This window comes from Burkholderia sp. F1 (assembly GCF_050813845.1).
Classification (GTDB): domain Bacteria; phylum Pseudomonadota; class Gammaproteobacteria; order Burkholderiales; family Burkholderiaceae; genus Burkholderia; species Burkholderia ubonensis.
This window is the reverse complement of record NZ_CP172422.1, coordinates 3,194,132-3,209,868: the sequence shown is the minus strand read 5'-3', so window position 1 is coordinate 3,209,868 and position 15,737 is coordinate 3,194,132. Positions and strand designations below refer to the sequence as shown.

Sequence of the window (15,737 nt, the reverse complement as noted above, 5' to 3'; positions counted from 1 at the left end):
CGTGTCTCGTTCCTTCAGTCTGCCGCGAAGCTGCCCTGCGCCGGGCGCGACTCGCGCGCGATGCGCGTGCCGGCCGTGTAGTCGTTGATCAGGTCGCACGGCGTGTAGTTGCGTTCGAGCTCGTGCAGCTCGTCGTCGGTGAGCTGCGTTTCGAGCGCGCCGAGCGCGCTGTCGAACTGCGCGACCGAATCCGCGCCGACCAGCATGCTCGCGACGCCCGGCCGGCCGAGCACCCACGCCTGCGCGATCTGCGCAGGCGGCACGCCGCGCCGCATTGCGACTCTCGCGACCGATTCCGCGATTGCGCGCGACGCGGGGTCGCCATACATCTGCGCGGTGAAGAAGTCGGTCCGGTTGCGCGTCGACTGCGGCTCGCAGGTCAGCAGGCCGCGCGCGAGCGGGCTGAACACCGACACGCCGACGCCCTGGTCGACGCAGTACGGAATCATTTCGCGCTCCTCCTCGCGATACGCGAGGTTGAGCTGCAGCTGCATGTTGATCGGCTTGTCCCAGCCGTTGCGCTCGCACGCCTGCATGATCTTCGCGAACTGCCACGTGTACATCGTCGACACGCCGATGTAGCGCGCCTTGCCCGCGCGCACGATGTCGTGCATCGCGCCCATCGTCTCGTCGACCGGCGTGTTCACGTCGAAGAAGTGCAGCATGTAGATGTCGACGTAGTCCATTCCGAGCCGCGCGAGCGACCCGTCGATCCCGTCGAGGATGTGCTTGCGCGAATGGCCGCCCGCGTTCGGGTAGGCGCCCATGTCGTAGCCGACCTTGGTCGTCACGACGATTTCCTCGCGGCGCGCGTTGCGCTTGAGGATGCGTCCGACCACTTCCTCGCCCACGCCCGTCGAATAGAAGTCGGCGAGATCGATGAAGTTGACGCCGGCGTCGAGCGCGTGGCGCACGATCGGCTCGCTCTGCGCCTCGTCGAAGATCCACGGCTTCCATTGCGGGGTGCCCATGTTCATCGTGCCGAGACACAGGCGCGACACCTTCAGGCCGGACCGGCCGAGGCGGACGTATTCCATGTTTCCTCCATGCGCGGCCTGACGCGGCCGCTCGTTGTCTGTCAGCGTTGTTTCGGGGTGTAGAACGGGTTCGAGACGTTGCGCGCGGCGGCGAACACGGCATCGCGATGCGGCAGGCCCGCCATCGCTGCGACGATCGCGTTGCGGCATGCGCGGTAGTTGTTCTCGAAGACGGCGTCGAGGTCGTCGGTGCTCGGGTTCACCCAGTTTGCCGACACGACCACCCAGTCGTTTTCCGCCTCGGGCGGCAGCGTGCCGTTCTCGAGCGCCTCGGCGACGGCCTTCGCGATGCCGGCCTGCGACGCGCCCCACGTCGCGTTGCCGTGGAAGTCGCCCGCGATCTGCGCCTTGTTGACGTAGAGCGTGAGCGGCTTGGTCGGCACGCCCGGTTGTGCGATGACGACGAACGGCGCGTGGCCGGCCGACGGCGTCGCGAGCGCGGTCGCGAACGCCTGGCCGGCGGGGCCGTCGCGCGGGCCGATCAGCACGTTGATGTGAGCGAGGTTGACGCCGGGGCCTTCGAAGCCTTCGCCGATATACAGCGTTCTGGGGTGGGTTGCGGTCATTGCGATGTCTCGTCGATAGAGGGTGAGGCGATGGCGGGCGGCGGCACGGCGGCCCGTGAATAGAGGGTTCCAGATCGGGGTTGCGTGTTCGTCGTCTCCGGGAAAGCCCTGATCCGGTCGCGAATACGCGTGCCGGCTCCGGGTTTGTCATACCCGGTCAGGGGTTGGAGGGCCGAGCGCGTTCGGACAACAATCGGCGTACTCCGAGCCCTATCTTTGGTCGGCCCGGCAATTTTCGAAAGCGAGTAATTCCGATGGCTGCCATTCAAAGGCCCGATTGGTCGAAATTGAGTTCGCTCGATCCCGAGCTGATCCGCGCGTTCGTCGCCGTCGTCGAAAGCGGCGGCTTCACCGCGGCGGCCCGGCAGCTGCACCGCACGCAGTCGACGATCAGCCTGCGGATCCGCACGCTCGAGGAGCGGCTGGACACGCACCTGTTCCTGCGCAACAGCCGGCGGCTCGAGCTGTCGCGCGACGGCGAGAACTTCCTGATCCACGCGCGGCGGATCATCCAGGTGCAGAACGAGGCGATCATCGCGCTGAAGCAGACCAGCAGCGATCGCGGCGTCGTGCGCTTCGGGCTGCCCGAGGATTACGCGGAACTGTGGCTGCCCGACCTGCTGAAGTCGTTCTACGAACTGCGGCCGGGTGCGCGTCTGCACGTGCATTGCCGGATGTCGCTCGAACTGCTCGAACGGCTGCAGGCCGGCGAGCTCGACGTCGCGCTCGTCGTGCGGCACGGGCCGCAAGCGGGCGGCCGGCATCTCGGCCGCGACGACGTCGTGTGGGCCGCGCACCGCGATTTCGCGCTCGACCGGCAGGCGTCGGTGCCGCTCGCGCTGTTTCCGGAGACGTGCTGCTACCGGCAGCGCGGGCTGCATGCGCTCGCGACGGCCGAGCGGCCGTATCACGTCGTCTATACGAGCCAGAGCCCGACCGGCATCAAGATCGCGGTCAATCACGGCGCGGCCGTGACGATGATCGATCGCTGCACGCTGCCCGAGAACTGGCGCGTGCTCGACGAGGCGGACGGGTTGCCGCCGCTGCCGCCCGCCGATCTCGAACTGCACCGCTCGCCCGGCATCTGCGATCCGCTGACCGACGATCTCGTGTCGCTGATCGAAGCGATGGTCGACGCGCGGCGCCGCGCGTCGATCGACGCGTTCGCGTAGCACGCAGGGTGCGAAGGATCCATGAAGCCGGCTCATGTCGGCACGCTCGATATCCCCGTCAACCCGGCCCCGACCAATTCCGCGCCGGGATTGTGGTAGATTCCTCGCGCGGCAGTCATGCCGTGAACGTTCTCAGGGCGGGGTGAAATTCCCCACCGGCGGTAATCACGGCAGTTGCGTGTAGCCCGCGAGCGCTTGCCAAGGATTTCCCGACGGCAAGGTCAGCAGACCCGGTGTGATTCCGGGGCCGACGGTTAAAGTCCGGATGAGAGAGAGCGGGGTTGGTTGCGTACGCAAGGTACGCGGCTCGTCCCTGTGCGCCCGTTTAACTCAGACACAGGATCAGCTCATGACCCAGATTCCAAGCCTTTCCCAAACCGCTTCCCGTCGTATCGCTTTCGTCCAGTCCTGCTGGCACAAGGAGATCGTGGACCAGTGCCGAGCCGCGTTTGTCTCGGGACTGAACGATGCGAACATGGGTTCGGACTGCGACTTCTTCGAAGTGGCGGGTGCTTTCGAGATTCCGTTGCACGCAAAGCTGCTCGCGAAAACGGGCAAGTATGCGGCCATCGCCTGTGCCGGGCTGGTCGTCGACGGCGGCATCTACCGCCATGAGTTCGTCGCTCAAGCCGTGATTTCCGGGCTGATGCAGGTCCAGCTCGAAACCGAAGTCGTCGTGCTGTCGGCGGTGTTGACCCCGCATCATTTCCATGGCTCGGGCGAACACGTCAATTTCTTCCACGAGCATTTCGTCGTGAAGGGCGCGGAGCTTGCGCGCGCGTGCGTCGACACGGTCGGTAAAGTCGCCGCGTTGAAAGGGGAGTCTGCGCTTCTCGCGATGAAGCCGGCCGCGTGACGCTCGCGTAACGAACGCGCGGAACCGCGAGCGTGCGTGCCGAGGCTTGACCGCCTGCGGCACGCACGACGTCATTCGCGGTGCCCGCGCCATTCCGCGATCCGGTCGTGATCGCGCACGCACACGCATGCCATTCTTCAGATCATCCCGGCGCGGCCGCTCCGGGTTTGTCTCATTGGCATCGTGTCGTGCCTCTCCTATGTTCGATACAGCTTCGCTGTGAACGCGTATTCGCTGCCGAACGGCAGCGTCGGTGCGGGAATCGGCGAAGTCCTGGTACGTGGCCGTCACAAGGAGAGCAGAATGAAAAGCAGACAATTCTCGATTGCCGTGCTGGTTGTCGCGGCCTGTCTGGCCGCTCCGCCCGCGGGATGGGCGCAGTCGGCAGGCCACGTGATGATCGTGACGCCCGACGAGATCAAATGGGACGATTTTCCGCTGGTGCCCGGCGCACAGATCGCGCTTCTCGAAGGAAAGATGGACAAGAAGGGGCCGATCGTCGCGCGCGTCAGATTACCGGCCAATGCGAAGGTGGCGCCGCACTGGCATCCGAACGTCGAACGGGTCACCGTGCTGTCCGGCGTGTTCAACTACGGGATGGGCGACACGCTCGACCCGGAGAATACGCGGCCGCTCGGGCCCGGCAGCATGATCGTGATGCCGCCGAGGATGCACCACTTCGCGTGGACCAGCGAAGAAGCCGTGCTCCAGATCAACGTGAACGGGCCGTGGGGGATTGTGTATGTGAACCCGGCGGACGATCCGAGAAAGAAGTGAACGCGTCCGCGCCGCGGAAGCGGGCGTGACTGCGGCGGCGGCCGGCGCACCGTTCGCCCGAGCACTCGCGCTTCGCGCCTACGCGTCGCCGGCCTGCCCCGTCTGCCGCTGCAGATCCTCCATGATCTGCTCGGCGAGGAAGTCGCACGGCGGCCGCTTCGATTTCGTGCTGCGCGCGAGGATCATCTCGAGCGGCGGCAGGTCGGGCAGCCCATGCGAGCGTCCGAGCACCGTCAGTTGCGCGGGAATCGCGCAGCGCGCGAGCGGCGCGACCGCGAGCCCCGCTTCCACCATGCTGATCAGTCCGAGCAGGCTCGGGCTTTCATACGAGGTCCGGTACGGCACCTTCGCGCGTTCGAGGCTGCGGATCGCGTTCTCGCGCGCGACGCTGCCGGGCATGAACACCGCGATCGGCAGCGGCCGTTCTTCCCATACGCGCGGCCCGTTGGTCATCGCGGCCCACGCCATCGGCTCGTGGCGCACGAAATCGCCGGACAGGCCCTTCACGCGCGTGCCGCACACGAGATCGACGGTGCCGTCCTTGAGCAGCGGCGCGAGCGCGCTGCTCGGCAGCCCGATCACCTGGATCTCGACCTTCGGATACGACGCGGAGAATTTCTTAAGCACTGAAGGAAGAAGCGACGACGCATAGTCGTCCGGCACGCCGATCACCACCTTGCCGGTCACCTCCGGCCGCACCACGGCGGCCCACGCCTCGTCGCGCAGCGCGAGCATGCGCCGCGCGAAGCCCAGCAGCACCTCGCCCTCGCGCGTCAGCACGATGCTGCGCGGCCGGCGCATGAACAGCGGCCGTCCCAGTGCGTCCTCGAGGCTCTTGATCTGCATGCTGACGGCGGATTGCGAGCGGTTCACGGCTTCGGCGGCCCGGGTCATGTTGCCGGTCTCGGCGACCGCGACGACGGTGGCGAGCACGTCGTGATCGAGCATCTTCATGGGTATCAGGAAAACTGAAGGTAACGATCAACATTATGCGTTTTTATTGTCGCTACGTGCGTGCCATAGTGCGATCACGCAAGCGATTCCGCTGCGGCCGCCGGCGCGTCGGGCCATGCCAGGCCACGGTTGCCGGCATGCCGAACCCGCGCTGTTGAACGAGGAAAACCCGGTGTACCGATGATGGACCATCCGTTGCGCGCCGCACTGGCCGCGGAATTGCACGCCCGGCCGTTCCTGCGGCTGGCCGAATCCGTGGCGCTGACCCATTACGCGATCTATTCGGATGGCGAACCGGCGATTCACGACACGCTGCTGCACGCGCTGTGCCGCGACGCGGGCATCGCGGCGCCGCACGACGGCGCGACGCACTACGCGGTGCAGTCGCCGAGCGGCTGGCATCTGAAGTGGGAGCGCCACACCGAGTTCTCGACCTTCACGTTCGTCGCGCCGCGCCGCGATACCGGCTATTTCGACGATCTCGCGATCGAAGGCATCCCGGCCGCGTGGTTCGCGCGGCTGGCAGGGATCCGCTTCGTCGCGGTGCGCATGGAGCTGCTGTCGGGCGACGCCGCGCGGCTCGCGTGCCGCGACGTGCGGCGCTGGTTCGACGGGCCGATGATGGTCGGCGGCAACGTGCTCGGCGGCGGCAAGGTGTTCTGCGACTGGCACGTGCGGCACGACGGCTTCATGCGCTTTCTCGTCGTCGACGACGACTTCCGCGAAGAGCAGGGCGGCCGCCTGCTGCAGCGTCTGTATGAAATCGAAACCTACCGGATGATGGCGCTGCTCGCGCTGCCGGTCGCGCGCCGGATGAGCCGCGATCTCGACGAGATCCACGCGTCGCTGCAGGCGCTGATGCAGCGGATGGACGCGCACGGCGCGCAGGGCGACGACGCGGCGCTGCTGGTCGAACTCACGCACCTGGCGGTGCGCGTCGAATCGCTGTCGGGGTCCGGCGGGCGCTTCAGCGCGTCGCGCGCGTACGAGAAGCTCGTGCTCGCGCGCATCCAGGAGCTGCGCGAGGAGCGCATCGAGGGGATGCCGACGATCGCGGAGTTCATGGAGCGGCGCTTCGCGCCCGCGATGGAGACGTGCCGCAGCGTATGGGCGCGCCGCGAGCAGATCGCCGACCGCATCGCGCGCGCGGTCGACCTGCTGCGCACCCGCGTCAATCTCGCGCAGGAAAAGGACGTTACGCGGCTGCTCGCCGGCATGGAGCGCACCGCGCGCAACCAGCTGCATCTGCAGCATGCGGTGGAAGGGCTGTCCGTCGCCGCGATCTCGTACTACGTGCTGTCGCTCGCGGCGGCCGCGTTCAAGGCGCTGCACGTGCTGAGCCTGCCGGTCGATCCCGAGCTGGCGGAAGGGCTGCTGATCGCGCCGGTCGTGCTCGCGGTGATCCACATCACGCGGCGCACCCGCGCGCAGATGGCGCATGCGGATGCCGGCCGCGACGGCGAGCCGGCGAAGATGTTCAGAAAATCAACGACAACGTAAGGAGTGGAGATGACTTTTTCGCAAATGCAACCCGGGTTCTTCTCGAGCATGGACGATCTCGCCGAGCCGGCATGGGACGACGCGGGCAATGCGGACAATGGGGACGACGCACGCGTGTCGTCGTATCAGGCGGTGCTGCAGGAGCCGACGGCGTCGCTCGTCGGCGGCACGACCGACCGGCCGGATGTCGCGACGGCCGCGATCCTCGGCTACAACTGAGCCGCATCGCCGAAGCCGCCCGCAGGTCGTCGAGGCCGAGCGCGTCGATTGACGTGACGCGCGCGGCTGCTTCGGCGCGGCAAGCGGCCGAGGCGGAAGCGGTGAATATCGGGCAGAATGGCGCGGCAGTTTCCGAGGGGGCCGGATCAACCGGCCCGACATTCTTTCGCCGATAAATACATTGACATGACCGCTCCATCAGACGTTGCAATCCAATTGGCCGCTGTCGGACAGCCGACGGCACGAGACCTGATCGGCCGCAAGCTCAACGAATACAACGACGCGATTACCGGCCAGCCCGACAACACGGCGCTCGACGTGTACGTGACCGACCCGAAGACCGGGGAGATCCTCGGCGGGCTGGTCGGCCGGACCTCGCTGGGGCTGTTCTTCATCGACCTGCTGTACCTGCCCGAATCCCTGCGCAAGGACGGCCTCGGCAGCAAGCTGCTGCACACGGCGGAAGCGGAGGCGAAGCAGCGCGGCTGCGCTCGCGCGGTGCTGTACACGATCACGTTCCAGGCGCCCGCGTTCTACGAGAAGCACGGCTACCGCGCATTCGGCGAGGTGCCGTGCCAGCCGGCCGGGGCCGCGCGCGTGTTCATGGTCAAGGAACTCTGAGCATCGTCGGCCGATCGGGAGCGCATCGCCCGGTCGGCCCGTCGCATGCGCTGTCTGCAAGCACGTCAGGCTTGCCCGGCGGCTTCCCTGCGCAGGTCCTTGTACCAGAACAGCGCGACCTCGCCGTCGTTCTCGCCGCCTGCGTAAAGGAAGCGATCATGGCCACCCGGAACGAAGCCCGCACGCGCATACGCGCGGCATGCCGGCACGTTGTTGGCCTGGGTCTCCAGCCGCATGAAATCGAATCGCTCACCGCTCGCCCACGTTGCCGCGGCCGACAGCAGCAATTGCCCGATCCCTTGCCCGCGATGCGCGCGATCGACCGCGATCTCGGCGATTTCCGCCATGCCGTTCCAGCTCTCCGATATCGCGACGAATCCGGCGAGGCGTCCGCGCGCCGTCGCCTGAAACAGCGCGTTGCGGCCGGCGGCTTCCTGCGCCCATCCGGCGGGATCGAAGCCGTAGTCCTTGCGACGCAGCGGAACGGGGCGGCAATCGAGAAGGTCCTGGTACGGCGCATTCAGTTCGTGCGCGATGTCCAGCGAGAAATCGCATGCATTCAGTTCGTCGACGGATAGCGCTGCCACTTTCTCGATACAGGCGCGTTCGCTCGGGTTCATGTCTCTGGGCCGTGTGGTTGGCGGGATCGCGGCGAGCCGGTGCGTCATGGCGCGCTCGCACGCAAGGGATCGAGTGTATGCCGCGCGTCCAATGTGCGGGAAGCGCCGGCGCGCCGCGTCAGCCGGCCGTTGCTTCCCGCACGCTGATCCAGCCCGACACGACGCCCGCGCGCGGATTGCCGTACTGCACCTTCAGCCAGCGATTGTCGGCGCTGACATCGATCATTTCCAGCGTGTCGCCCGCGACGACATAGCGCCGGGTCGGCGCATCCGTCGTCGCGTCGTGCAGCGGCAGCCGCGCCACCCGCACCTTGAACGTGACCTTGCCGCCGCCATACGCGTCAGGGCGGCGCGCGATTCGGCGGCCGCGCGCGTCGTAGGTCGCGAGCATCGATGCGGGCCCCACGCCGGGGGCATCGTCGAGCAGCGCGCTCACGTCGTCCGGCATCGCTTCGCTGGCCTGGTAGAGATACAGCCGGCCGTTGCCGTCGTAGCGATAGGCGTCGGTGTACCAGAGCGCGCCGCCGCGGCACGAGCTGTACAGCGTATGCTCCGTCGGCTTCGGGACGACGTCGGTCAGTTCGCCGCACTGGCCGTGCGGCCGGTCGTCCGCCGGCATGCGCAGCAGCTCGAAACGCCCGCGGGCCGCGTCGTACAGGTAGATCCGGTAGCTGAAGTTGACCATGCCGCTCGGCGCGGTGACCGCAAGGTCCTGATGGCCGTCGAAGTTGTAGTCGGCGGTCTCGAAATCGTAGCGTCCTTCTTCGTCGGTGACGCCGACGTCCAGCGTCTGCGTGTTGCCGCGCGGCAGGAAGCGGACGGTGAAATGCTCGCCATCGGCGCGCTCGATGCGGGCGGTCACGTCGCGGTCGACCTTGAACGTCAGCAGCGGCTCGGCGGCATGCGCGGCGGCGGGCAGCGCGCAACAGGCGAAGCCGGCCGCGGCGAGGCGCAGGAACAGTCGGGGCGGAACGGGGCGTTTCATCGGTTCTCCTGATCGAGGGCGCGGGCGGGTGTTCGTGTGCGGATCGACGCTGGCGACGCGCGCGTGCGCCGCCGTCATGGCATGTCCGCAGGCACGGCTTCGGCGTCGCGCGCCTTCAGCCACAGACCGAAGTCGCGCATGACTTCGACGACGGGCCGCAGCCGGTCGCCGTCGGCGGTGAGGTCGTACTCGACCTTGACCGGCACTTCCGGATACACGGTCCGCCGCACGAGCCCGGCATCTTCGAGCGCCCGGAGATCGAGGGTCAACATCCGCTGCGAGATGCCCGGCACGTCGCGGCGCAGGTCGCTGAAGCGTTTCGGCCCGTCGAGCAGGTACGACACCAGCAGCAGTCGCCAGCGTCCTCCCAGCAGGCGCATCGCTTCTTCAACGGAACATCCGGTTGCACTCGTTTTCATGCGGTCAGGCTCGGTCGGTGAAATTTTTGTGGCTACGGCACAAACAACTGCCGTCTTCTCATCGGCGTTTCGATGCGTGATATTAGCGTCCGCATCGTCGCACATCGATACATTCACATCGAAACATCAGGGAACGCCATGAAGCTCTATCACGCCCCCGGCAGCTGTTCGCAAGCCGTTCATATCGTGCTCCGCGAGCTCGAGCTGGACGTCGACATCATCAAGGTCGATCCGCGCAGGCACGTGACCGAAGACGGCCGCGACTACTACGACGTCGCCGAGCTCGGCTACGTGCCGCTGCTCGAACTCGACGACGGCACGTGCCTGCGGGAAGGGCCCGTCATCGCGCAGTTCCTCGCCGACCAGCGCCCGGAAGCGGGACTCGCACCCGCGCACGGCACGATGGAACGCTATCGGCTGCTCGAGTGGCTCAATTTCCTGACGGCGGAAATCCACAAGGGATTCATCCCGCTGCTGTATGCCGGCCTGGCCGGCAAGTACGTGGAGCCCGCGCGGAAAAAGCTCGACAGCCGCTATGCGTGGACCGACCGGCAACTGGCCGGACGAACCTTCCTGCTGGGCGACGCGTTCACGATCGCGGACGCGTATCTGTTCGCGCTGACGGGCTGGGGCAAGGCGGCGTGGATGCGGTCGGTGTACAACGCGGATATCGACCTTGGCGCGTATCGTCATCTCGAGGCCTGGTACGAGCGGGTCAGGCGCCGCGCGTCGGTGCAGCAGGTGCTGGCGGCGGACGGGCTGCCGGACTAGGTGCCGTTCGCGTCGCGGCACCGTGGACGCACTGCCAGATACCGGCTCGGCGTCTCCCCAAGCACGCGCCGAAACGCGGACGTGAATGCGCTGGGGCTCGCATAGCCGAGGTCGAGCGCGACCCGGGTCACCGGCTGCCCCTGGCTCAGGCGCGCGACCGCCGCGAGCAGGCAGACCTGCTGCCGCCATGCGGCGAAGCTCACGCCGGTCTGCACGCGGAAGAGCCGCGTGAAGGTCCGTCTGCTCATCCCGGCGTCGGCCGCCACGGTGTCGAGATCGATCGCGATCGACGGCGCTTCGAACAGGCGCCGGCACACTCTTGCCAGCCGGGGATCGTCCGGCAACGGCGCATGAAGCGACAGGCGCGGCATGGCCGCCATTTCCGCGACGAGCAAAGCCATCAGCTTGCCGGCGCGTCCGTCGACGTCGTACAGCGCCGGGAGGTCGACCGCGCCGTCGAGCAGTTGCTTCAGCAACGGCGATACGCCGTACACGCAGCAGCGGTCCGGCAATCCCGCCGCATGCGCCGCGTCGCCTGACACGAAGGTATTGAGCATCGTGACCGGGCCGCTCATCGTCATTTCATGCTCGACGCCGGCCGGGACCCAGCAGGCCCGCTGCGGCGGCACAAGCCAGCGGCCCTGCGGGGTGGCCATGCTGATTGCGCCGCGCGAAGCAAACGCGAACTGCCCGCGTCGATGCGCGTGCGCCGGGAACGTCAGGCCGGCCGGATAGTCGTTCGCGGTCACCACCACGCTGCGCGGGATGTTCTCGTAGGGATCGAGCAGGGTATTTCGCATGGCCCGTATTCTATGGCGAATGGCCTGACGTCGAAGGCGGGCCGGTGTCGACCGGCCTACGATCCGTTTCACGTCTGGCGCGAAGCTGTCGTTGAACCAATCGCCGGACGCCTGATCGAGATTCTTCCGGAGTCGATATGTCCAATACCTTTCATCGCGTGGGGAATGGCCCTCATGCCGTTCTTGTGCTGCACGGCTGGTTCGGCGACGCGCGCTCGTTCGAGCCGATCGAAGCATGGCTTTCGCGAGACAAGTTCTACTATGTATTCCTGAATTATCGTGGCTATGGCAACAGGCGCGAAACGCGCGGCGCTTACACGATCGACGAGATCGCCGCCGATGCGCTTGCGATCGCGGATGCGCTCGGCTTTCGCACATTCAGCCTCGTCGGTCATTCGATGGGCGGCATGGCGATCGAGAAGATCGCCGCATGCGCGCCCGAGCGCGTGCGTTCGCTGGTGCCGGTCGCGCCTGTTCCGTGCGGCGGCATCGCGTTCGATGCCGCAAGGCGCGCGTTGTTCGAGGGCGCCGCCGAGCATCCGGACAGTCGGCGGGCCATCATCGATCGCAGCACCGGCGGCCGATTGCCGTCGTCGTGGGTAGCATGGAAAGCGGCGTATTCGGCAGAGCATTCGTCGACGGAAGCGTTCGCTGCCTACTTTCACGCATGGGCCGATACGGACTTCAGCGACGAGATTGACGGGCGGCATCCGGTGAAGGTGCTGGTGGGCGAGCATGATCCGACCTTCGATGCGGCGCTGATGGCCAGGACCTACCTGCGGCGGTATCCGCTTGCCACGGTCGACGTACTGGCGAACGCCGGCCACTATCCGATGAATGAAACCCCGCTGGCGCTGGTGGCGGCGATCGAGTCATTTCTGCTCGCGGTGGCCGAGGCGGAAGGCGTTTCGACATCACCACTTGACGCACGTCGATCGCCGACTATATTCAATCCATAACCCGTGAGTGATGAATCCGGCATGCCGCACGATCACGATGTGCTCTTCCGAACGCTCGCCGACCCGACCCGGCGGGCGATCTTCGAGCGCTTGTGTCGCGAGGGCGAGCACACGGTCGGCGCGCTGACGGCGCGGGCCGGGATTTCGCAACCGGCCGTGTCGAAGCATCTCGGTATCCTGAAGGAAGCCGGCCTGGTGCGTGACCGTCACGAGGGCCGGCAGACGCACTACAGCGCGCAGCTTTCCGCGCTGGCCCCGCTGATCGACTGGACAAGCCGGATGACCGGCTTCTGGCAGCGCCGCTCTTGACATTGGCCTTCGCGACGCGAAACGAAGCGGGTTCCGTACGGCAGGTCCGGCATTCACGTCCAAGGAGAAACGCGCATGAAGAAAGGCGAGTCGCAGCAAGACAACGGCCAGTCACCTTCGCAACTGATCGACGCGAGAATCGCGGAGCTGGGCGACTGGCGCGGCGAGATGCTCGGCCGGCTCCGGGCGCTCGTCAGGGAGGCCGATCCCGGCGTCGTCGAGGAGTGGAAGTGGCGCGGGGTGCCGGTGTGGTCGGACGGGGGCATCATCTGCACCGGCGAGACCTACAAGAGCGTCGTGAAGATGACCTTCGCGAAAGGGGCGGCGCTGCAGGATCCCGCCGGCCTGTTCAATGCCAGTCTCGAAGGGAGCACGCGGCGCGCGATCGATTTCCGCGAAGGCGAAACGATCAACGAAGGCGCGTTGAAGACGCTCGTGCGCGATGCGGTGGCGCTGAACAGGTCGAAGGCCAGGCGTTGAGCCGCGACGTCGGACATGATCCACGACCGCGTCTGCCGAGCGTCGATCCCGCCATTCGGGCGGGCCTCGTTGCCCCGGTCACACGTGCGGTCAGAAGCGGTAGTTGACCGACGCGAGCGTATTGAGCTCGGTCCTGCGCTCGGTGATCGGGCTCGACGCGGCATGGTGCTGCAAGCGCCCGAGCGTCACCGCGACCGAGCCGACCCAGTGCTTCGAGAAGTCGTAGCTGACGTAGCCGTTCAGATGCACGTCGCGGATGCCCGCCCCCGTGTTGTAGACGGGCAGCCCCGACGCGGCGCTCTGCTGGTTCGACACGCCGAAGAACGTGCGCGTATAGACGGCGTCCGCCCACGTGAAGCCGGGCCCGGCGGAGAACAGCCAGCTGCCGGCGGGCAGCGACGCATAGAGATCGGTGAGCACGGTCTTGCCCTGGTGGTGTCCGGCGATGTCCTGATACATCGCGACGGAGCCCGTGAACATCCAGACCGTGTAGTCGGCGAAGAGCTTCAGCTTCGGGCCGGCGTTCACGTTGCCGAGCCCGTGCAGGTGCGGATCGTCGCTCTCGTGGCGCGACACGAAATCGAGTGTGATGGCTGCGCCGACGTGATAGTCGTCGCCGCGTATCACGTTCACGCCGAGCACGTCGGGGCCTTGCGAGAAGATGCGGTCGTCGTAGGAAATGTCGAGCGCGGGATAGGGGAACACGCGCAGGTCCCGCGAGCCCGGGTATTGCGGCGAGACGAACAGGCCCGGCCCGAGCGCGACCTTCCATTTGCTGGCGGGCTGGGCGGTCGCGCCGGCGGCGGCTGCGCCTGCGGCGTCGCCGGCCGATGCGTCGATCGCGCAGACGGTCAGCGACAATCCTGCCGCCAGCAGCGCGGCCCGTTTTGCAGCCTGTTTCGTGGTGAGGAACGCAGGAAGCTTCATCACGACGTCCGCCCCTTGCCCAGTGTCGCCAGTTGCCGCAGGCGGCGCGCCAGCGCCTTCGAGACGACCGGCTTGGCGCCGGCGTCGCCCGTGCGGCTTGCCAATTCGCTTTCGCGCAGGAACAGCGCGGTTTCCCGCGCGACGATTTCGCGTTCGTTGTCGGAAGTGATCATGTGATACGAGTCGTCGAGCCAGATGGTTCGCAGGAAGCCGGCCCCGATCGACGAAGCAATGAAGCGCGCATTGCGCGGGCTCGATGTTTCGTCGTCGATGGCATGGATGATCAGGCAGTCGTTGCGGATCGCGCGCACCTTCGGGCGTACGCAAGCCGCGAGCCGGCTGGCCTGGTGCAGGGCGGGGAGCGAGATCGTCGACGGACCGATTTCGCTGAAGTTGTCGCGGCTCATCGCACGCGCGATCTTCGCGCGCAGCGCCTCGTTGCGCAGGCCGTAAGGCGCCGATTCGCGATACCGGTAGCGGTGGCGCAGCGGCGAGTAATACGCCCAGTTCAGCAGGAAGCGATACCACGGGATCGCCCAGCCGTCGTACGCGAGGGTGAGCGACAGCAGCGCAACGGCCTGCGCCTGCGGACGGCGATGCGCGAGCGCGAGCGCCAGCGCCGCGCCGATCGACAGCCCGCAGATCGACACGCGTTCGTAGCGTGCGGCGAGCGCGTCGTATTCGCGCGTCGCGGCGTCGAGCCATTGCTCCATCGCCTGTTCCGGCGTGCCGGCGCTATAGCCGTCCAGCACCGGCGCGCACGTCGTGAAGCCCTCGTCGTTCAGGAAGCGCGCGAGATAGCGGAATTCCAGCGGCGAGCTGGACAGCCCGTGCAGCATCAGCACGGCGTGGCCGTCGCCTTCGTTGAAGACCGTTCTGGCGGAGATTGACATGTGTAAGCAGACCCCGGCGTCAGTCGTCGATGCGCAGCACGAGGAAATCGCCGGCATGCGTCGTGAAGCGTTCGCAGATGCAGTCGACGAACCGCCTGGCGCCGTCGCCTGCCGCGTCGCCCGCCGCGCGCGGGGCGGGCGCGCCGGACCGGCGCAGCCGCACGCGGTGCCGGCCGGCCGAGAGGGTCTTCGACAGGCGGCGGAGATCGTCCGGGTCGACGTCGTCAAAGCGGGGGCCGGGCGCGATTTCCGCCGGCTGCGGCAACGCGGCATGGGCGCCGTTCGCCGGGCCGCTCGTGCCGCCGCTCCATGCGGGGTTGTGTTCGAGCGCCTGCATCAGCACGAAGGTCCGGTGGTACTGCGACAGGTGATGCAGCAGCCGGTGCGTTTCATCGATCGCGCGGCGCGCGAGCAAGCGCTCGTTGTCGTGGCGCAGCAGCATCTCGTAGCGCGACTGCGCGACGGACGCGATCAGTTCCGCGCGGAATTGCGCGCGCCTCAGGCGCTCGATCAGCGAAATCAGCACGAGCGCGATCAGCGGGTACGAAACGACGAACAGGATGTCGGTGCGATCGATGACGTCGAACACGCCATAAGGCGGCACGAACAGGTAGTCGGCGATGCACAGGCCGGCCAGCATCACGGTCAGCGCGGGCGCAAGGCCGAAGTAGTACTCGATCAGCACGGCGGCGACGCTGAACGCGGTGCCCGGCATGACAGGACCGAGCAGCGGGTGCAACAGGAGGCGCACACCGCTCGCCAGGCCCAGCGCGGCGAGTGCGGCAACCCATCGCCGTGGCCCGCGTGGCGCCCAGCGGCGGGCGTTCTGGATCTGCATGAGTCTGGAGTTCGCCGGCGGACCGGGCGTTATT

General features: G+C 67.1%; 20 protein-coding genes and 1 riboswitch. Of the genes, 10 read left to right on the top strand and 10 right to left on the bottom strand.

Going from position 1 to position 15,737, the window contains the following annotated elements:
- Positions 1 to 14: 14 nt before the first annotated feature.
- Positions 15 to 1,037, bottom strand: coding sequence for an aldo/keto reductase (locus ACFIMZ_RS32950; RefSeq protein ID WP_431823614.1), 1,023 nt, complete (start codon positions 1,035 to 1,037; stop codon positions 15 to 17).
- Between the two features lie 41 nt (positions 1,038 to 1,078).
- Positions 1,079 to 1,603, bottom strand: a complete 525-nt coding sequence (gene fae / locus ACFIMZ_RS32945) for a formaldehyde-activating enzyme (RefSeq protein WP_431823613.1) — start codon at positions 1,601 to 1,603, stop codon at positions 1,079 to 1,081.
- 254 nt (positions 1,604 to 1,857) lie between these two features.
- Between fae and ACFIMZ_RS32940 the strand changes: the two genes are divergently transcribed.
- The 3 genes from ACFIMZ_RS32940 to ACFIMZ_RS32930 all read left to right on the top strand — a co-directional run bounded on the left by ACFIMZ_RS32940 (position 1,858) and on the right by ACFIMZ_RS32930 (position 4,408).
- Complete coding sequence (locus tag ACFIMZ_RS32940; protein WP_431823612.1) at positions 1,858 to 2,775, top strand: LysR family transcriptional regulator; 918 nt, start codon at positions 1,858 to 1,860, stop codon at positions 2,773 to 2,775.
- A 124-nt stretch (positions 2,776 to 2,899) separates the two neighbouring features.
- Positions 2,900 to 3,056, top strand: a riboswitch (FMN riboswitch).
- A gap of 68 nt (positions 3,057 to 3,124) precedes the next feature.
- Positions 3,125 to 3,631, top strand: a complete 507-nt coding sequence (locus ACFIMZ_RS32935) for a 6,7-dimethyl-8-ribityllumazine synthase (protein ID WP_431823611.1) — start codon at positions 3,125 to 3,127, stop codon at positions 3,629 to 3,631.
- A 303-nt stretch (positions 3,632 to 3,934) separates the two neighbouring features.
- Positions 3,935 to 4,408 (top strand): cupin domain-containing protein, encoded by a 474-nt coding sequence (locus ACFIMZ_RS32930; RefSeq protein ID WP_431823610.1) that lies wholly within the window; start codon positions 3,935 to 3,937, stop codon positions 4,406 to 4,408.
- A 78-nt stretch (positions 4,409 to 4,486) separates the two neighbouring features.
- On the opposite strand, the gene ACFIMZ_RS32925 is transcribed toward ACFIMZ_RS32930, so the two are convergent.
- Positions 4,487 to 5,362, bottom strand: a complete 876-nt coding sequence (locus tag ACFIMZ_RS32925; protein WP_010097423.1) for a LysR family transcriptional regulator — start codon at positions 5,360 to 5,362, stop codon at positions 4,487 to 4,489.
- A gap of 180 nt (positions 5,363 to 5,542) precedes the next feature.
- Between ACFIMZ_RS32925 and ACFIMZ_RS32920 the strand changes: the two genes are divergently transcribed.
- From ACFIMZ_RS32920 to ACFIMZ_RS32910, 3 genes are all read left to right on the top strand, one after another.
- Positions 5,543 to 6,862: a DUF3422 family protein gene (locus ACFIMZ_RS32920; RefSeq protein ID WP_431823609.1), complete on the top strand. Its 1,320-nt coding sequence runs from the start codon at positions 5,543 to 5,545 to the stop codon at positions 6,860 to 6,862.
- Between the two features lie 9 nt (positions 6,863 to 6,871).
- Positions 6,872 to 7,081 (top strand): hypothetical protein, encoded by a 210-nt coding sequence (locus tag ACFIMZ_RS32915; protein WP_431823608.1) that lies wholly within the window; start codon positions 6,872 to 6,874, stop codon positions 7,079 to 7,081.
- Positions 7,082 to 7,267: 186 nt separating this feature from the next.
- Positions 7,268 to 7,702: a GNAT family N-acetyltransferase gene (locus tag ACFIMZ_RS32910; RefSeq protein WP_431823607.1), complete on the top strand. Its 435-nt coding sequence runs from the start codon at positions 7,268 to 7,270 to the stop codon at positions 7,700 to 7,702.
- Between the two features lie 65 nt (positions 7,703 to 7,767).
- Here the strand turns inward: ACFIMZ_RS32910 and ACFIMZ_RS32905 are convergent, their stop codons facing one another.
- The 3 genes from ACFIMZ_RS32905 to ACFIMZ_RS32895 form a co-directional block, all read right to left on the bottom strand.
- Positions 7,768 to 8,322 (bottom strand): GNAT family N-acetyltransferase, encoded by a 555-nt coding sequence (locus ACFIMZ_RS32905; RefSeq protein WP_431823606.1) that lies wholly within the window; start codon positions 8,320 to 8,322, stop codon positions 7,768 to 7,770.
- A gap of 118 nt (positions 8,323 to 8,440) precedes the next feature.
- Positions 8,441 to 9,307 (bottom strand): FG-GAP repeat protein, encoded by an 867-nt coding sequence (locus tag ACFIMZ_RS32900; protein ID WP_431823605.1) that lies wholly within the window; start codon positions 9,305 to 9,307, stop codon positions 8,441 to 8,443.
- Between the two features lie 74 nt (positions 9,308 to 9,381).
- On the bottom strand, positions 9,382 to 9,726 hold the full coding sequence (locus tag ACFIMZ_RS32895) for a winged helix-turn-helix transcriptional regulator (protein WP_431823604.1): 345 nt from the start codon (positions 9,724 to 9,726) through the stop codon (positions 9,382 to 9,384).
- 138 nt (positions 9,727 to 9,864) lie between these two features.
- Between ACFIMZ_RS32895 and ACFIMZ_RS32890 the strand changes: the two genes are divergently transcribed.
- Positions 9,865 to 10,497: a glutathione binding-like protein gene (locus ACFIMZ_RS32890; protein ID WP_431823603.1), complete on the top strand. Its 633-nt coding sequence runs from the start codon at positions 9,865 to 9,867 to the stop codon at positions 10,495 to 10,497.
- Here ACFIMZ_RS32890 and ACFIMZ_RS32885 read toward each other — a convergent pair.
- Positions 10,494 to 11,297, bottom strand: a complete 804-nt coding sequence (locus ACFIMZ_RS32885; protein WP_431823602.1) for an AraC family transcriptional regulator — start codon at positions 11,295 to 11,297, stop codon at positions 10,494 to 10,496. The genes ACFIMZ_RS32890 and ACFIMZ_RS32885 overlap by 4 nt on opposite strands.
- A 137-nt stretch (positions 11,298 to 11,434) precedes the next feature.
- Between ACFIMZ_RS32885 and ACFIMZ_RS32880 the strand changes: the two genes are divergently transcribed.
- The 3 genes from ACFIMZ_RS32880 to ACFIMZ_RS32870 all read left to right on the top strand — a co-directional run bounded on the left by ACFIMZ_RS32880 (position 11,435) and on the right by ACFIMZ_RS32870 (position 13,045).
- Entirely contained in the window at positions 11,435 to 12,256 is an 822-nt protein-coding gene (locus ACFIMZ_RS32880; RefSeq protein WP_431823601.1) for an alpha/beta fold hydrolase, read from the top strand.
- Between the two features lie 21 nt (positions 12,257 to 12,277).
- Positions 12,278 to 12,565: an ArsR/SmtB family transcription factor gene (locus tag ACFIMZ_RS32875; RefSeq protein WP_431823600.1), complete on the top strand. Its 288-nt coding sequence runs from the start codon at positions 12,278 to 12,280 to the stop codon at positions 12,563 to 12,565.
- Positions 12,566 to 12,640: 75 nt separating this feature from the next.
- Positions 12,641 to 13,045, top strand: a complete 405-nt coding sequence (locus tag ACFIMZ_RS32870; protein WP_431823599.1) for a DUF1801 domain-containing protein — start codon at positions 12,641 to 12,643, stop codon at positions 13,043 to 13,045.
- A 90-nt stretch (positions 13,046 to 13,135) separates the two neighbouring features.
- On the opposite strand, the gene ACFIMZ_RS32865 is transcribed toward ACFIMZ_RS32870, so the two are convergent.
- Genes ACFIMZ_RS32865 through ACFIMZ_RS32855 form a run of 3 tightly spaced genes read right to left on the bottom strand, consistent with a single transcriptional unit; the run spans position 13,136 to position 15,703 of the window.
- Complete coding sequence (locus ACFIMZ_RS32865; protein ID WP_431823598.1) at positions 13,136 to 13,972, bottom strand: MipA/OmpV family protein; 837 nt, start codon at positions 13,970 to 13,972, stop codon at positions 13,136 to 13,138.
- A complete protein-coding gene (locus ACFIMZ_RS32860) occupies positions 13,972 to 14,865 on the bottom strand; it encodes an alpha/beta hydrolase (protein ID WP_431823597.1) in 894 nt (297 codons plus the stop codon). Before ACFIMZ_RS32860 ends, ACFIMZ_RS32865 begins: the two co-directional genes overlap by 1 nt.
- A 19-nt stretch (positions 14,866 to 14,884) precedes the next feature.
- The gene (locus ACFIMZ_RS32855; RefSeq protein WP_431823596.1) at positions 14,885 to 15,703 is read right to left on the bottom strand and encodes a DUF4118 domain-containing protein; all 819 of its coding nucleotides are present in this window, start codon (positions 15,701 to 15,703) and stop codon (positions 14,885 to 14,887) included.
- Positions 15,704 to 15,737: the final 34 nt, after the last annotated feature.

What these genes read in the sequence shown, in the direction of transcription:
- ACFIMZ_RS32950 (WP_431823614.1), bottom strand. Translation starts at nt 1,037, where the DNA reads ATGGAATACGTCCGCCTCGGCCGGTCCGGCCTGAAGGTGTCGCGCCTG.
- fae (WP_431823613.1), bottom strand. Translation starts at nt 1,603, where the DNA reads ATGACCGCAACCCACCCCAGAACGCTGTATATCGGCGAAGGCTTCGAA.
- ACFIMZ_RS32940 (WP_431823612.1), top strand. Translation starts at nt 1,858, where the DNA reads ATGGCTGCCATTCAAAGGCCCGATTGGTCGAAATTGAGTTCGCTCGAT.
- ACFIMZ_RS32935 (WP_431823611.1), top strand. Translation starts at nt 3,125, where the DNA reads ATGACCCAGATTCCAAGCCTTTCCCAAACCGCTTCCCGTCGTATCGCT.
- ACFIMZ_RS32930 (WP_431823610.1), top strand. Translation starts at nt 3,935, where the DNA reads ATGAAAAGCAGACAATTCTCGATTGCCGTGCTGGTTGTCGCGGCCTGT.
- ACFIMZ_RS32925 (WP_010097423.1), bottom strand. Translation starts at nt 5,362, where the DNA reads ATGAAGATGCTCGATCACGACGTGCTCGCCACCGTCGTCGCGGTCGCC.
- ACFIMZ_RS32920 (WP_431823609.1), top strand. Translation starts at nt 5,543, where the DNA reads ATGATGGACCATCCGTTGCGCGCCGCACTGGCCGCGGAATTGCACGCC.
- ACFIMZ_RS32915 (WP_431823608.1), top strand. Translation starts at nt 6,872, where the DNA reads ATGACTTTTTCGCAAATGCAACCCGGGTTCTTCTCGAGCATGGACGAT.
- ACFIMZ_RS32910 (WP_431823607.1), top strand. Translation starts at nt 7,268, where the DNA reads ATGACCGCTCCATCAGACGTTGCAATCCAATTGGCCGCTGTCGGACAG.
- ACFIMZ_RS32905 (WP_431823606.1), bottom strand. Translation starts at nt 8,322, where the DNA reads ATGAACCCGAGCGAACGCGCCTGTATCGAGAAAGTGGCAGCGCTATCC.
- ACFIMZ_RS32900 (WP_431823605.1), bottom strand. Translation starts at nt 9,307, where the DNA reads ATGAAACGCCCCGTTCCGCCCCGACTGTTCCTGCGCCTCGCCGCGGCC.
- ACFIMZ_RS32895 (WP_431823604.1), bottom strand. Translation starts at nt 9,726, where the DNA reads ATGAAAACGAGTGCAACCGGATGTTCCGTTGAAGAAGCGATGCGCCTG.
- ACFIMZ_RS32890 (WP_431823603.1), top strand. Translation starts at nt 9,865, where the DNA reads ATGAAGCTCTATCACGCCCCCGGCAGCTGTTCGCAAGCCGTTCATATC.
- ACFIMZ_RS32885 (WP_431823602.1), bottom strand. Translation starts at nt 11,297, where the DNA reads ATGCGAAATACCCTGCTCGATCCCTACGAGAACATCCCGCGCAGCGTG.
- ACFIMZ_RS32880 (WP_431823601.1), top strand. Translation starts at nt 11,435, where the DNA reads ATGTCCAATACCTTTCATCGCGTGGGGAATGGCCCTCATGCCGTTCTT.
- ACFIMZ_RS32875 (WP_431823600.1), top strand. Translation starts at nt 12,278, where the DNA reads ATGCCGCACGATCACGATGTGCTCTTCCGAACGCTCGCCGACCCGACC.
- ACFIMZ_RS32870 (WP_431823599.1), top strand. Translation starts at nt 12,641, where the DNA reads ATGAAGAAAGGCGAGTCGCAGCAAGACAACGGCCAGTCACCTTCGCAA.
- ACFIMZ_RS32865 (WP_431823598.1), bottom strand. Translation starts at nt 13,972, where the DNA reads ATGAAGCTTCCTGCGTTCCTCACCACGAAACAGGCTGCAAAACGGGCC.
- ACFIMZ_RS32860 (WP_431823597.1), bottom strand. Translation starts at nt 14,865, where the DNA reads ATGTCAATCTCCGCCAGAACGGTCTTCAACGAAGGCGACGGCCACGCC.
- ACFIMZ_RS32855 (WP_431823596.1), bottom strand. Translation starts at nt 15,703, where the DNA reads ATGCAGATCCAGAACGCCCGCCGCTGGGCGCCACGCGGGCCACGGCGA.